Origin of the sequence: Rouxiella badensis (assembly GCF_002093665.1) — a bacterium.
GTDB classification, from domain to species: domain Bacteria; phylum Pseudomonadota; class Gammaproteobacteria; order Enterobacterales; family Enterobacteriaceae; genus Rouxiella; species Rouxiella badensis.
Genome location: NZ_MRWE01000025.1, coordinates 24523 through 37956 on the forward strand (window position 1 = coordinate 24523; position 13434 = coordinate 37956).

Annotated in this window: 11 protein-coding genes; 8 read left to right on the top strand and 3 right to left on the bottom strand. The window is 56.6% G+C overall.

What is annotated here, in order from left to right; all coding sequences use genetic code 11:
• Window position 1: 1 nt before the first annotated feature.
• From ubiH to gcvP, 5 genes are all read left to right on the top strand, one after another.
• On the top strand, window positions 2-1180 hold the full coding sequence (gene ubiH, locus BS640_RS14820) for a 2-octaprenyl-6-methoxyphenyl hydroxylase (RefSeq protein ID WP_017491325.1): 1179 nt from the start codon (window positions 2-4) through the stop codon (window positions 1178-1180).
• A 56-nt stretch (window positions 1181-1236) separates the two neighbouring features.
• On the top strand, window positions 1237-2445 hold the full coding sequence (gene ubiI, locus BS640_RS14825; protein ID WP_017491326.1) for an FAD-dependent 2-octaprenylphenol hydroxylase: 1209 nt from the start codon (window positions 1237-1239) through the stop codon (window positions 2443-2445).
• Between the two features lie 380 nt (window positions 2446-2825).
• Entirely contained in the window at window positions 2826-3920 is a 1095-nt protein-coding gene (gene gcvT, locus BS640_RS14830) for a glycine cleavage system aminomethyltransferase GcvT (RefSeq protein WP_084912840.1), read from the top strand.
• A gap of 56 nt (window positions 3921-3976) precedes the next feature.
• Window positions 3977-4363: a glycine cleavage system protein GcvH gene (gcvH, locus tag BS640_RS14835; protein WP_017491328.1), complete on the top strand. Its 387-nt coding sequence runs from the start codon at window positions 3977-3979 to the stop codon at window positions 4361-4363.
• A 214-nt stretch (window positions 4364-4577) separates the two neighbouring features.
• Window positions 4578-7451, top strand: a complete 2874-nt coding sequence (gcvP, locus tag BS640_RS14840; RefSeq protein ID WP_084912841.1) for an aminomethyl-transferring glycine dehydrogenase — start codon at window positions 4578-4580, stop codon at window positions 7449-7451.
• An 82-nt stretch (window positions 7452-7533) separates the two neighbouring features.
• On the opposite strand, the gene BS640_RS14845 is transcribed toward gcvP, so the two are convergent.
• Window positions 7534-8829 (bottom strand): carbohydrate porin, encoded by a 1296-nt coding sequence (locus BS640_RS14845; protein WP_017491330.1) that lies wholly within the window; start codon window positions 8827-8829, stop codon window positions 7534-7536.
• Between the two features lie 122 nt (window positions 8830-8951).
• The gene (locus BS640_RS14850; protein ID WP_206023996.1) at window positions 8952-9470 is read right to left on the bottom strand and encodes a chorismate mutase; all 519 of its coding nucleotides are present in this window, start codon (window positions 9468-9470) and stop codon (window positions 8952-8954) included.
• 232 nt (window positions 9471-9702) lie between these two features.
• Between BS640_RS14850 and BS640_RS14855 the strand changes: the two genes are divergently transcribed.
• Window positions 9703-10452 (top strand): SDR family oxidoreductase, encoded by a 750-nt coding sequence (locus tag BS640_RS14855; RefSeq protein ID WP_084912843.1) that lies wholly within the window; start codon window positions 9703-9705, stop codon window positions 10450-10452.
• A gap of 18 nt (window positions 10453-10470) precedes the next feature.
• On the opposite strand, the gene BS640_RS14860 is transcribed toward BS640_RS14855, so the two are convergent.
• A complete protein-coding gene (locus BS640_RS14860; protein WP_017491333.1) occupies window positions 10471-11148 on the bottom strand; it encodes a GntR family transcriptional regulator in 678 nt (225 codons plus the stop codon).
• Between the two features lie 135 nt (window positions 11149-11283).
• Between BS640_RS14860 and BS640_RS14865 the strand changes: the two genes are divergently transcribed.
• Together BS640_RS14865 and BS640_RS14870 are read left to right on the top strand one after the other, a co-directional pair.
• Complete coding sequence (locus BS640_RS14865; RefSeq protein WP_084912844.1) at window positions 11284-11994, top strand: DUF2848 domain-containing protein; 711 nt, start codon at window positions 11284-11286, stop codon at window positions 11992-11994.
• Window positions 11995-12035: 41 nt separating this feature from the next.
• Complete coding sequence (locus tag BS640_RS14870) at window positions 12036-13391, top strand: amidase (protein WP_084912845.1); 1356 nt, start codon at window positions 12036-12038, stop codon at window positions 13389-13391.
• The last annotated feature ends 43 nt before the right edge of the window (window positions 13392-13434 follow it).

Below are 13434 nucleotides of genomic sequence, written 5' to 3' on the forward strand. Positions count from 1 at the left end.
CATGAGCATGATTATTGTGGGCGGCGGTATGGCCGGAGCAACGCTGGCGCTGGCCGTCTCGTCGCTAACGCAGGGTCGCCTGCCGGTGCATCTTGTCGAGGTCACCTCACCCGATGATTATACCCATCCGGGATTTGACGCGCGCGCGATTGCGCTGGCGCAGGGCACCTGTCAGCAGCTAAATGCCATTGGCGTCTGGCCTGCACTGGCAAACTGCGCAACGCCGATTACCGATATTCACGTCAGCGATCGCGGGCATGCCAGTTTTGTGAACCTTAACGCTGGTCATTATGGCGTTGAGGCGCTGGGGCAGGTGGTTGAGCTTCACGACGCGGGGCAGCGGCTGTTTTCGCTGCTTTCGGATGCGCCGGGCGTACATCTGCACTGTCCTGCGCGGGTGGTCGAGGTGACTCGCCGCGCCGACAGCGCCAGCGTAACGCTCGACAACGGCGAAATCCTTAAGGCCAGTCTGCTGGTCGCCGCCGACGGTTCAAACTCGACGCTGGCCCAGCACTGCGGGATTCGCTGGCACCGCGACAGCTATCAGCAGATTGCCATCATCGCCAATATCACGACCGGTCAGCCGCATCAGGGCCGTGCCTTCGAACGATTCACCGAGCACGGTCCGCTGGCGCTGTTGCCGATGTCTACAGGGCGCAGCTCGCTTGTCTGGTGTCATCCGGTTGAAAAACAGGCTGAAGTTAAGGCCTGGAGCAGCGACCAGTTTCTGTTCGAGCTACAGCAGGCGTTCGGCTGGCGTTTGGGCAAGATGCAGCAAACCGGCGCGCGCCACTGTTATCCATTACAATTATTAACCGCCAGCGGGCACATTAGTCATCGACTGGCGCTGGTCGGCAATGCGGCGCAGACGCTGCATCCGATAGCCGGGCAGGGCTTTAACCTTGGCCTGCGCGACGTCATGACGCTGAGCGAAACCCTCGCCAGCGCATGGCAAGAAAATCAGGACATCGGCAGTTATCAGGTATTAAGCCGCTATCAACAACGCCGTCAGCCCGATCAGCGGGCAACCGTCGGCATCACCGACGGGCTGGTGCGAATATTCGCCAATCGTTATGCACCGCTGGTGGCAGGACGCAGCCTTGGCCTGATGGCCATGGAGCGGATCTCCCCACTGCGTGATGCTTTTACCCGCCGCACCCTGGGCTGGACAGAACGCTGAAGGCGCTTGCGAAGGCCCAGCCTGACCGCAGAAAAATGACAGGAATGAATTAAATTATGCAATCTTTTGATGTGGTTATCGCCGGTGGCGGCATGGTCGGACTGGCGCTTGCCTGTAGCCTGCAAGGCAGTGGCCTGCGCATCGCGGTGCTCGAAAATCGCCTGCCCGACGACGCCCCTTTACCGGCCATTCCCGGCGTGCGTGTCTCCGCCGTCAACGCCGCCAGCGAACGTTTACTGCAACACATCGGCGTTTGGGACAACATTATCGGCCAGCGCGCTAATCCCTATCAGGGCATGGAAGTGTGGGACCGCGACAGCTTCGGCAAAATTGCCTTCCGCAGCGAGGAGTTCGGCTTTAGCCACCTTGGGCACATTATCGAAAACCCGGTTATCCTTCGCGCCCTCTGGCAGCGTGCAGAGCAGCTCAGCGAGGTTGAAATCTTTGCCCCTGCGCAGCTGAAAAACGTTGCCTGGGGGGAGAACGAAGCCTTTATCAATCTCGAAGACGGACGCATGCTCAGTGCACGTCTGGTGGTCGGTGCCGACGGCGCGCACTCGTGGCTGCGTCAGCATGCGGACATCCCGCTGACCTTCTGGGACTACCGCCATCATGCACTGGTTGCGACGATTCGCACCGATGAGGCGCACCAATCGGTGGCACGCCAGGTATTCCACGGTGAAGGCATTCTGGCCTTCTTGCCGCTGGCCGACCCGCATTTATCCTCTATTGTCTGGTCCGTATCGCCGGAAGAGGCCGAGCGGCTGTTGGCGCTGTCCGATGCCGAATTCAACAAGGTTCTGGCCAGCACCTTCGACCTGCGTCTGGGCGTGTGCGAGGTCATCAGCGAGCGCCAGTCGTTCCCGCTGACCGGTCGCTATGCCCGGAGTTTTGCCGCTCAACGCCTGGCGCTGATTGGCGACGCCGCACATACCGTTCATCCGTTGGCGGGTCAGGGGGTCAATCTGGGCTTTATGGACGTCGCCGAGTTAGCGTCGGAAATCAAACGCTTGCAGCGTGAAGGCAAAGACTTCGGTCAGCACATGTATCTGCGTCGCTTTGAACGCAAGCGCAAGCACAGCGCTGCGCTGATGCTGGTGGGCATGCAGGGGTTCCGTGAACTGTTTGCCGGCAACAATCCGGCCAAGAAGCTGCTGCGCGACCTCGGTCTGACGTTGGCGGATTCACTGCCGGGCGTGAAGCCGAAACTGCTGCGTCAGGCGATGGGATTAAACGACTTACCCGAGTGGCTCCAGACCCAATAGCTTCAGCTGAAATAATCTAATTTCATCCCATTTTTTCCATTACTTTTTCTAATCTGGTGCCGGATTTTGCGAACCGCAAATGACGTGAAATTCGGCACCTGCGTTATATAACATCGACCGATTCCTCATTTAATTGTAGATTTTGCGTCATTAACCCCATTTTTCTAGTTAAAAATTCTGCATCATAGCCTCCGCAAATTCCTGACAAAACGCCAACACCGAATATTTTAACTTATGGTTAGCAGGGTCATTCGGTGATAACGTTCAGGAAAAGGTATCGTTTGCGTCGGCACAGATCTTGCACTGGCTCTTGGATGAAAGTTGGCCGCAAGGCCGGCGAGGAGCCGGGTAATTCGCTTCGGAAAAGAATGAGGAAAAAGATGACAAAGCAGACTCGGTTATATGACAGTCATGTCGCCTGTGGCGCACGTATGGTCGATTTTCACGGCTGGATGATGCCGCTGCATTATGGCTCCCAGCTCGATGAACACCATATTGTTCGCCGCGACGCCGGCATGTTTGATGTCTCCCATATGACCATCGTCGATTTGCACGGCGCACGTACCCGTGAGTTCCTGCGCTATCTGCTGGCAAACGACGTCGCCAAGCTGACCCAACCGGGCAAGGCGCTGTACACCGGCATGCTCAATGAGTCCGGCGGCGTTATCGATGACCTGATTGTTTATTACTTCACTGAAGATTTCTTCCGCCTGGTGGTTAACTCTGCGACCCGTCATAAGGATCTGGAGTGGATAACCGACCACGCCGCGCCGTTCTCCGTTGAACTGACCGTTCGTGATGACCTGGCGCTGATAGCCGTTCAGGGGCCGCAGGCACAGGAACGCGCACAGACGCTGTTCAGCGAGGAGCAAAAACAGGCCGTGAGCGGCATGAAGCCTTTCTTTGGCGTGCAGGCCGGCTCTCTGTTTATTGCCACCACCGGCTACACCGGTGAAGCCGGTTACGAAATTGCTCTGCCGCAGGAAGACGCTGCCGATTTCTGGCAAAAGCTGCTTGATGCGGGCGTACAGCCAGCCGGTTTGGGCGCGCGCGATACGCTGCGTCTGGAAGCGGGCATGAACCTGTACGGACAGGAAATGGACGAAGACGTTTCCCCTTTGGCCGCCAACATGGGCTGGACTATCGCCTGGCAGCCTGAAGACCGCCGTTTCATTGGCCGCGACGCGCTCGAAAAACAGCGTGCAGAAGGGACCGATCTGCTGGTGGGTTTGGTTATGACCGAAAAAGGTGTATTACGTAATGAGCTGCCGGTGCGTTTCACCGATGCGGCCGGTAATGTGCGTGAAGGCGTAATCACCAGCGGTTCATTCTCTCCAACGCTCGGCTACAGCATTGCGCTGGCTCGCGTGCCAGCAGGCATCGGCGAGCAGGCAGTGGTGCAGATCCGCAACCGCGAAATGCCGGTGCGCGTCACCAAACCGGGTTTCGTGCGTAACGGCAAAAGCCTGGTATAAAGCACATTTAAATTATTGATTATTTAGAACTTAAAAAACTCTTTCGGAGATTATTTATGAGCAATGTTCCAGCAGAATTAAAATACGCGACCTCTCATGAATGGGTGCGTTCTGAAGGCAATGGCGTTTACAGCGTCGGCATCACCGAGCACGCACAGGGTTTGCTGGGCGACATGGTGTTTGTCGATTTGCCTGAAGTGGGTCGCACCGTGGAAGCGGGTGAAGACTGCGCGGTAGCCGAATCCGTGAAGGCTGCCTCAGACATCTACTCGCCAATCAGCGGCGAAATCGTTGCCGTTAACAGCGAACTGGAATCCTCTCCAGAGCTGGTCAACAGCGAGCCATACGGCGAAGGTTTCCTGTTCCAGATTAAAGCCTCCGACGAATCCGAGCTGGATGCACTGCTGGATGCGGCTGGATATCAGGCCACTCTGGAAGACTGAATTTCTCGTCGCCCTTGAAGCTACAGCGGCGTTGGCAGCGTTTGTTCTCCCCGGTCACTCACTGAGTAAGCTGCCGGGGACTGTTCAAAATTGCCGCCTTGCTGTAGCGCCAATGGCTTAGAGAAATCCTGCTGTTGTTTGTGCAGACATAGATGCACACAAGATTTAGTTAGCTCTCGATACCTCAATGTAAGATTTCAGGAATGCGTAGCAAATGACTCAGACTCTCAGCCAACTTGAACACAGCGAAGCCTTTATTGGCCGCCATATCGGTCCATCTTCTACACAGCAGCAGCAAATGCTGGAGACCGTAGGTGCCAGCTCGCTGAACGCCTTGATCCAGCAAATTGTCCCGGCGGATATCCAGTTACCTGGTCCCCCGGCTGTCGGCGATGCGGTAACCGAACATCAGGCGTTGGCTGAGCTGAAAGCGATTGCCAGCCAGAACCAGCGCTACAAATCTTACATCGGTATGGGCTATAGCGCGGTGCTGACCCCGCCGGTTATCCTGCGTAACATGCTCGAAAACCCAGGCTGGTACACCGCGTATACGCCGTACCAACCCGAAGTTTCTCAGGGGCGCCTTGAGGCGCTGCTGAATTTCCAGACCCTGACCCTGGACTTGACCGGTCTGGACCTGGCCTCTGCGTCACTGCTCGACGAAGCAACCGCCGCCGCTGAAGCAATGGCTCTGGCCAAGCGCGCCAGCAAGCTGAAAGACGCTAACCGTTTCTTCGTGGCCGACGACGTGCATCCGCAGACCCTCGACGTGGTCCGTACCCGTGCCGAAACCTTTGGTTTTGACATCATCGTCGATAAAGCCGAAAAGGTGCTGGAACTCGACGGCGTGTTCGGTGTGCTGGTGCAGCAGGTTGGCACCACCGGTGAAGTGCATGACTACAGCGCACTGTTCACCGAGCTGAAATCTCGCAAAATCATCACCAGCGTTGCCGCGGATATCATGGCACTCGTTCTACTGACCGCTCCCGGCAAGCAGGGCGCAGACGTCGTCTTTGGTTCGGCGCAACGCTTCGGCGTGCCGATGGGCTACGGCGGTCCACACGCCGCCTTCTTCGCCTGCCGCGACGAGTTCAAACGCTCGATGCCTGGCCGTATTATCGGTGTTTCACGCGATGCAGCAGGCAACACCGCGCTGCGAATGGCGATGCAGACCCGCGAGCAGCACATCCGCCGCGAGAAGGCCAACTCCAACATTTGTACCTCTCAGGTGCTGCTGGCAAACATCGCCAGCCTGTATGCCGTGTTCCACGGACCTGAAGGCCTGAAACGCATTGCTAACCGTATTCACCGCCTGACCAACATTCTGGCTCTTGGCCTGAAGAAAGGCGGCTTGACGCTGCGTCATAATACCTGGTTCGACACCCTGACTGTCGAAGTCCAGGACAAGGCTGCGGTGCTGGAACGCGCGCTGAGCTTCGGTCTGAATTTCCGTACCGATATTCACAACGCCGTGGGCATCACGCTGGACGAAACGACCTCACGCGAAGACGTGCAGAACCTGTTCGCGGTATTGCTGGGCGATGACCACGCTCTGGACATCGACGCACTCGACAAGGCAGCCAGCACCGACAGCAACGCCATTCCGGCTGCGGTACTGCGTCAGGATCCTATTCTGACTCACCCGGTATTCAACAAGTACCACAGCGAAACCGAGATGATGCGCTATATGCACCGCCTCGAGAAAAAGGATCTGGCGCTGAATCAGGCGATGATCCCGCTGGGTTCCTGCACCATGAAACTTAACGCTGCGGCAGAGATGATCCCCATTACCTGGCCGGAGTTCTCTGAACTGCATCCGTTCTGCCCGATTGAGCAGGCGAGCGGTTATCAGCAGATGATCGGGCAGCTTTCACAGTGGCTGGTGCAGTTAACCGGCTATGACGCGGTGTGCATGCAGCCTAACTCAGGCGCACAGGGCGAATACGCGGGCCTGCTGGCGATTCGTCATTACCACGAAAGCCGCAACGAAGGCAGCCGTCATATCTGTCTGATCCCAAGCTCTGCGCACGGCACCAACCCGGCGTCGGCACAGATGGCGAGCATGAGCGTAGTGGTGGTTGCCTGTGACAAGCAGGGCAACATCGACCTCAGCGATTTGCGTGAGAAAGCGGCACAGGCGGGTGACGAGCTGTCCTGTATCATGGTGACCTACCCGTCTACCCATGGCGTGTATGAAGAAACCATCCGCGAAGTGTGCCAGATTGTTCACCAGTACGGCGGTCAGGTTTATCTCGACGGCGCGAACATGAACGCCCAGGTTGGCATCACGACGCCGGGCTACATCGGCGCGGACGTGTCGCACCTTAACCTGCATAAAACCTTCTGTATCCCGCACGGCGGCGGCGGTCCGGGCATGGGCCCAATCGGCGTTAAAGCGCATCTGGCCCCGTTCGTTCCGGGCCACAGCGTGGTACAGATTGACGGCGTTCTGACCCAGAACGGCGCGGTTTCTGCGGCACCGTTCGGCAGCGCCTCTATTCTGCCAATCAGCTGGATGTATATCCGTATGATGGGCGCAGAAGGTCTGAAGCAGGCGAGCCAGGTCGCTATCCTGAACGCCAACTATATTGCTACCCGTTTGAAAGACGCGTATCCGGTGCTCTATACCGGTCGTGACGGCCGCGTGGCGCACGAATGTATTCTTGATATTCGTCCGCTGAAAGAGGCAACCGGCATCAGCGAAATGGACATCGCCAAGCGTCTGATCGACTACGGTTTCCACGCACCGACCATGTCCTTCCCGGTGGCGGGAACGCTGATGGTTGAGCCAACGGAATCTGAAAGCAAAGTTGAACTGGACCGCTTCATCGATGCGCTGCTGTCTATCCGCGCTGAAATCGAAAACGTGGCACAGGGCAAATGGACGCTGGAAGACAACCCTCTGGTGAATGCGCCACACACGCAGGCGGAGCTGGTCTGTAACTGGACCCACGATTATACCCGTGAGCTGGCGGTGTTCCCGGCTGGAAGTGAAGACAAGTACTGGCCAACCGTGAAGCGTCTTGATGACGTGTACGGCGACCGTAACCTGTTCTGCTCCTGTGTACCGATTAGCGACTACGAATAATCCGTTTCGCAGGATTAGGTCGATAAAAAAATCCCTGACAGCGATGTCAGGGATTTTTGTTTTTATCGACCAATTGAGGCGATTAAAGCTCGATTTTAACCTGTACGGCGGCAACCCAGGCGTCAGTGATGACCTTGCTGGAGAATGCGCCAGGATCTTTGTCATATTGCAGGCTTGGACGCACTGATAGCCAAGGCGTCGCCTGAACGTTATAAGACAGTTCCACCAATTGCTCGGCCATGCTCAGGTTCTCTGCCGCATCGGCACCGGCATAGTTTCCGGCTGCGCGCATGTTGGCAATATCAACATCGCGGCTCTTTCTGTTGTAAGACGCTTTGCCGTAACCGATGGCGATAGAGTCTTTAGGACGCGACTCGAACGGGCCATTCAGTATCAGGCCAGCGGCGTACCAGTGACGGAAAGGCGCGGTGGCGGCGTCCGTTGTAGTCCACTGCCCGAAGACGTGCAGGTTCTGCGATTTCAACGCCTGTGACTGCCATACCGTCTGGTCTGCCAGCACGTAGCCGCCGCTGCGACCGGATGACTTACTCTGGCTGTCGCCGATACGCGCAACTTTAGAGGTGTCGTGGTAATAGCCAAACTTATACTGTCCCGGCAGGAAGCCGTGATAGCTATAAATAAGCTCTACGGGAATGATGGCCCCGGTCGTTCCGCTGCTGAAAGGCTTGAAGGCCTTGGACGGCGCGGAGTTGGTCTGCGGGTTAACGTTAAAGATGGCCGTATGTAACGCCCAGCTCTCGTTGAAATCATAGCGCAGTTCACCCCCGAAGTGTGCCGTCGGGTAGTTGCCCCAACCGCTGCTGCCTGACAGGCTGAGTGGGTGAGCATCAAAACCGGCGTTCACAAAGTTGCCGAGAATCGGCATGCCGCCAAAGTCATTGCCCATCGCCATCAGGCCAACCTTATAGGTAAGCTTCGGCGTCAGCAGCCAGTTGGCATAGCTGAATTCTGACAGTCGGGTGTATTCGCCCCCTACGTCTTCCTGAACCGGCAGACGGTTACCGACCAGATCGCTAGAGGTGCTGCGCCCGCGACGGTCGTTGATGGTAACCTGAAGGGTACCCGCGTGCTCAGCGTCGAACATTTTATTCAGATCAAAGGTGGCACCTACTTTGACCTGCTGCGCGTAACGTGTGCCATAGCTTTCGCCACCGTGTAACACGCCTGCTGTTTCAGAAACATATTCACCACTAAGGGTTACACCGTCGTTTTTAAGCTGAGTACGAGCACCGCCCCAGTCGCCGGTTAATGTGTCCTGATTAAGAAAATCAGTAGCTTGAGCCTGAACAACGCTCCCCGCTGACCAAATTAAAATACCTGCAGCCAGAGGGGAAAGAGCAAGAAATTTTGTTTTCATTGTATATGAAGCCTGAAATGCAGAGAGAAATCCGGCGCATTATACATTGAACCAAATGATTCGAAATATATTTGCTACAAAATAGCAACTTTTGATCATGCTCTATAACTTAAAATGAGGAATTACTTTAAACGTACTTGCTCAAGTGTTTTAAACAGTAAAATTTTATCCGCCTCATTGAGATTTTTTTGCTGAAGCTGGGCGATAAATTCGGCTTGGTTATCCGGTGAAATACGACCATTAGCCTTGAGCTCGACCGCCAGACGCTGGAGGATCCGCGTCGATAATCCGGCAATGTCCTGGCGTATTGACTCCAGCGGGCGCGGCTTCCAGTCGGTTTCCGGCGTGGAGAGCCAGTCGGCACGATAGCGATACTGAATGGCTTTCGCTGCGCTCATCTGCGCCACGATAAAGGGTTTGACCGAGTTTGGATCCAGCCCCAGACCTTCCGCCACTTTTTGGGTGTCTTGCAACACTCTGTCTTCCTGCGCCACTACCTCAACGGGCTGGTGGTTTTCCGCCTTACTGCTGGCGACGTCTTTCATATAGGAGAGACGCTCATTGATGAGGCCCGGAAGATTGCCGTTTTCTGAGGCCTGTACGGTGAGGGGGAGCGTGCTGAGCGTAACGCTGGCCAGCATCAGGCAAGCGAGCAGTTTTCTCGTCGGATGAAAATTTTTTCCCGAATGAAACAGTGAAGAAAGGCGTGACGAGGATAAATAGGCTGCCGGAGATTTCATCGTTATTATTCCCTTAATATTGGTTATGTTATCTATCGTGTGCGTAAAGCATCATACGCAATCGGGTAAAAAATGGGCACCAATAAGCCGTCAGTTTTTACACTAAATGGACAACGTTAGAGAAGGATTTACTATGAGCAAAAACATCGCGCTGGTCACCGGCGGCAGCCGTGGCATTGGACGAGCAACGGCGCTGTTGTTGGCCGAACGGGGCTATCAGGTTGCGGTTAATTATGTGAATGACGCCAAGGCGGCACAGCAGGTTGTTGATGAGATAAAGGCAAACGGCGGAGAGGCGCTGGCGATTCATGCTGACGTTGCCGATGAAAATCAGGTCGTGGCGATGTTTAGAAAAATTGCCGATGAAATGGGGCCATTAACCGCTTTGGTTAATAATGCGGGTATTTTGTTTCAGCAGTCGACGATTGAAAATCTCAGCGCCGAGCGGATTAATCGCGTGTTAAGCACTAACGTGACCGGCTATTTTCTCTGCTGCCGCGAGGCGGTGAAAGTGATGTCGACGCGCCACGGTGGGCAGGGTGGGGCGATAGTTAACGTCTCTTCAGCGGCCTCACGGCTGGGTGCGCCGAATGAATACATCGACTACGCGGCGTCGAAAGGGGCCGTCGATACCTTGACCACGGGTCTCTCTCTCGAAGTGGCGGCGCAGGGCATTCGCGTTAACGGCGTCAGGCCCGGTTTGATCTATACCGAGATGCACGCCAGCGGCGGCGAGCCGGGGCGGGTCGACAGGCTAAAAGCCAATCTGCCGATGCAGCGCGGCGGCCAGCCTGACGAGGTGGCACAAGGGATTGTCTGGCTGCTCTCAGACGCCGCGTCTTATGTGACCGGCAGTTTTATTGAACTGTCTGGCGGAAGATAATCCCCTTGAACGTCGTTCTTAACCGCGCAACAGCGCATTGCGGAACGACAGAATATGTCCCTCGGCGGCATCGGCGGCGGCCTGTGCGTCCCGTGCCGCCAGTGCGCTTATAATCGCCCGATGCTCCTCAATAACTTCCTGCATGTGCCCCTCTTTCGACAGTGAGCTGGCCCAGAAGCGCTGCGCCTGCGCGTGCAGCACGCTGAGAATATCCATCAGCATTTTGTTGCCTGCAACCTTGGCCAGCAGCTGATGAAACTGGTTATCCAGCAGCATCATGCCATCGCGATCGCGCTGTTGGCTGGCGACCTCAATTTGTTGGTTGATGGCTTCAAGCTCGGCGATGTCCTGAGCGGCAATGCGCTGGCTGGCCAGCTTCATACATAGCACCTCATTCGCCAGACGAACTTCAATCAGTTCCAGCGCGTCGTCTATCGACAGCGGCGACACCATCACTCCCTTGCGCGGAATAATTTGCAGCAGCCCTTCATTCGACAGCCGGTGGATGGCCTGATTAACCGGCGTACGACCCATCGACAGGTCGCTCATCACCTGTGCGGTATTCAAATATTCGCCTGGCTTATAGCTCAGGGTCACCAGCGCCTGCTTGAAACGGCGATACGCCTGCTCGTTTAACGACAATCCTGCTTCATCAATCGCCGGTCTTTCCTGCGTTTCTGTGACCTCGGTCTTCACATCCAGCTCCTGCTGAAAAGATTTTTAGACATTCTACACAAAAACATGGCACGGAAATCGCTTATTTAATGAATGAAGTTATAGTGAAATTTCACTGTGTTTTTAAAAAAGATTAATTAATAGAGGATCTGCCCGATGAAACTGACCTTCACACTGCCGGCATTAACGACCGGAAATCAACCCTCCAGCTCAGACGCGGCAAGGATCGAGGTCGATATCGACAGTCTGGTGATCGCCGGATGGGCAGGACGCGATCCTGAAGCCATCATGCACCACATTAGTGAGCTTGAGGCGCTGGGCGTGCCCCGTCCGAGTGCAGTCCCGCTGTTTTACCGCGTGGCCGCCAACCAGCTGACGCAAAATAAATCGGTAGAAGTGATAGGCCGTGCCAGTTCCGGTGAGGCCGAAGTGTTTATTTTCACCCATCAAGGGGAGCTATACGTCTCGCTCGCCTCCGATCACACCGACCGTGAGCTCGAGTCGCACAGCGTGGCACTGTCGAAGCAGCTGTGTGTGAAGCCTGTGGCAACGGTCGCATGGCGTATGAGCGAAGTGGCAGCCCATTGGGATCAGTTGATCCTGCGTGCCTGGATCAAGGAAGACGGTGAATTTCGTCTGTATCAGCAAGGGCCGCTGTCGAGCCTGCGTCAGCCCGACGACCTGCTGAGCCGTTATCTGAACGGCGACCCCCTTCCGGCAGAAGGGTTAGGGATGACCTGTGGCACCGTCGCGGCGATAGGTGGCATTCGTCCTGCAACAGAGTTTCGCATGGAGCTGGTCGATGAACGCCTCGGGCGCAGCATCAGCCATGCCTATCACAGCCTTGAACTGCCCGTCGTCGCCTAACGGCGGCGTTAACCCAACTTGAGCCACCCCAGGAAGCAACGATGAATTCTCACCTTTCATTAAGCCTACAGCAGGCGATTGAACAACTGGCACTCGGCACGGTAACCCCCGAGCAGCTGACCGAGCAGGCACTGGCCCAGATTTCTGCCGAAGACGGCGAAGGCCGCCGCGCCTTCACGCAGGTTTATGCGCAGTGGGCGCGTGAGCAGGCGGCGGCTTCCACCGCGCGCCGTGCCGCCGATAACGCCCTTTCACCGATTGACGGTGTGCCGGTATCGGTCAAGGACCTGTTCGACGTGTCGGGTTATGTCACCACCGGCGGATCGCGCGTGCTGGCCGAGGCACCCGCCGCCACGGCGCACGCCGAGATAGTCGAAAGGTTGCTTAAGGCCGGTGCGGTGATAGTGGGTAAAACCAATATGACCGAGTTTGCCTATTCGGGGCTGGGCATCAACCCGCATTACGGCACGCCGGCTAACCCCTGGGATCGCACAGCGCGCCGCATTCCGGGTGGCTCTTCATCGGGCGCGGCCGTTTCCGTTTCTGACGACATGTGCTTTGGCGCGGTCGGCAGCGATACCGGCGGCTCGGTGCGCATTCCGGCCGCGTTCTGCGGACTGACCGGTTTTAAACCGACGGCACGCCGAATTTCCATGGCTGGCGTGTTGCCGCTCTCAGCCTCGCTCGACTCGGTAGGCACCCTGGCCCGTGATGTCGCGAGCTGCGTTGCGCTCGACGCGGCCATCGCCAAACAACCGTTATCACTGACGGTGAAAGACTTGTCCGAAGCGCACTTTGCCGTTCCGCAAACTTTGGTACTCGACGGTCTCGATGCCGCAGTGAGCGATGCCTTTGCTCGCGCGATTGCCCACCTCAGGCAGGCCGGTGCCACGGTGACCGAAATCCCTCTGACCGAACTCTCTGAACTGGAGACTATCAACGCCAGTGGCGGTTTCACCGCGCTGGAATCGTGGGCGTGGCACAAAGATTTAATCGCGCAACGCGCGGACGGCTATGACCCGCGCGTGGTCTCGCGCATTCGCCGCGGTGAGCCGTTGGGCGAAACCTCGCGTCAACGGCTGGTGCAGCAGCGCACTGACTGGCAGCAGCGGGTCAGCGCGCGGGTACAACAGTATGACGCGCTGCTGATGCCGACTGTGCCTTTTGTCGCGCCGGGTATCGCCGAGCTTGAAGCCGATGAGGAGCTCTATTTCCGTATCAATGGTGCCGCGCTGCGTAATCCTTCTGTGATCAATTTCCTCGACGGCTGTGCGGTCTCCCTGCCTTGTCAGGCCGAAGGCGCTGCGCCGGTCGGGTTGATGGTTGCGGCACTGCCGATGCAGGACGAGGCGCTGATGAGCTGGGCACTGGAGATAGAACGCTGCCTTAACGCCTGATTTCTACTTCTCAATTTTAATAAACAGAAACAGACACGACGAC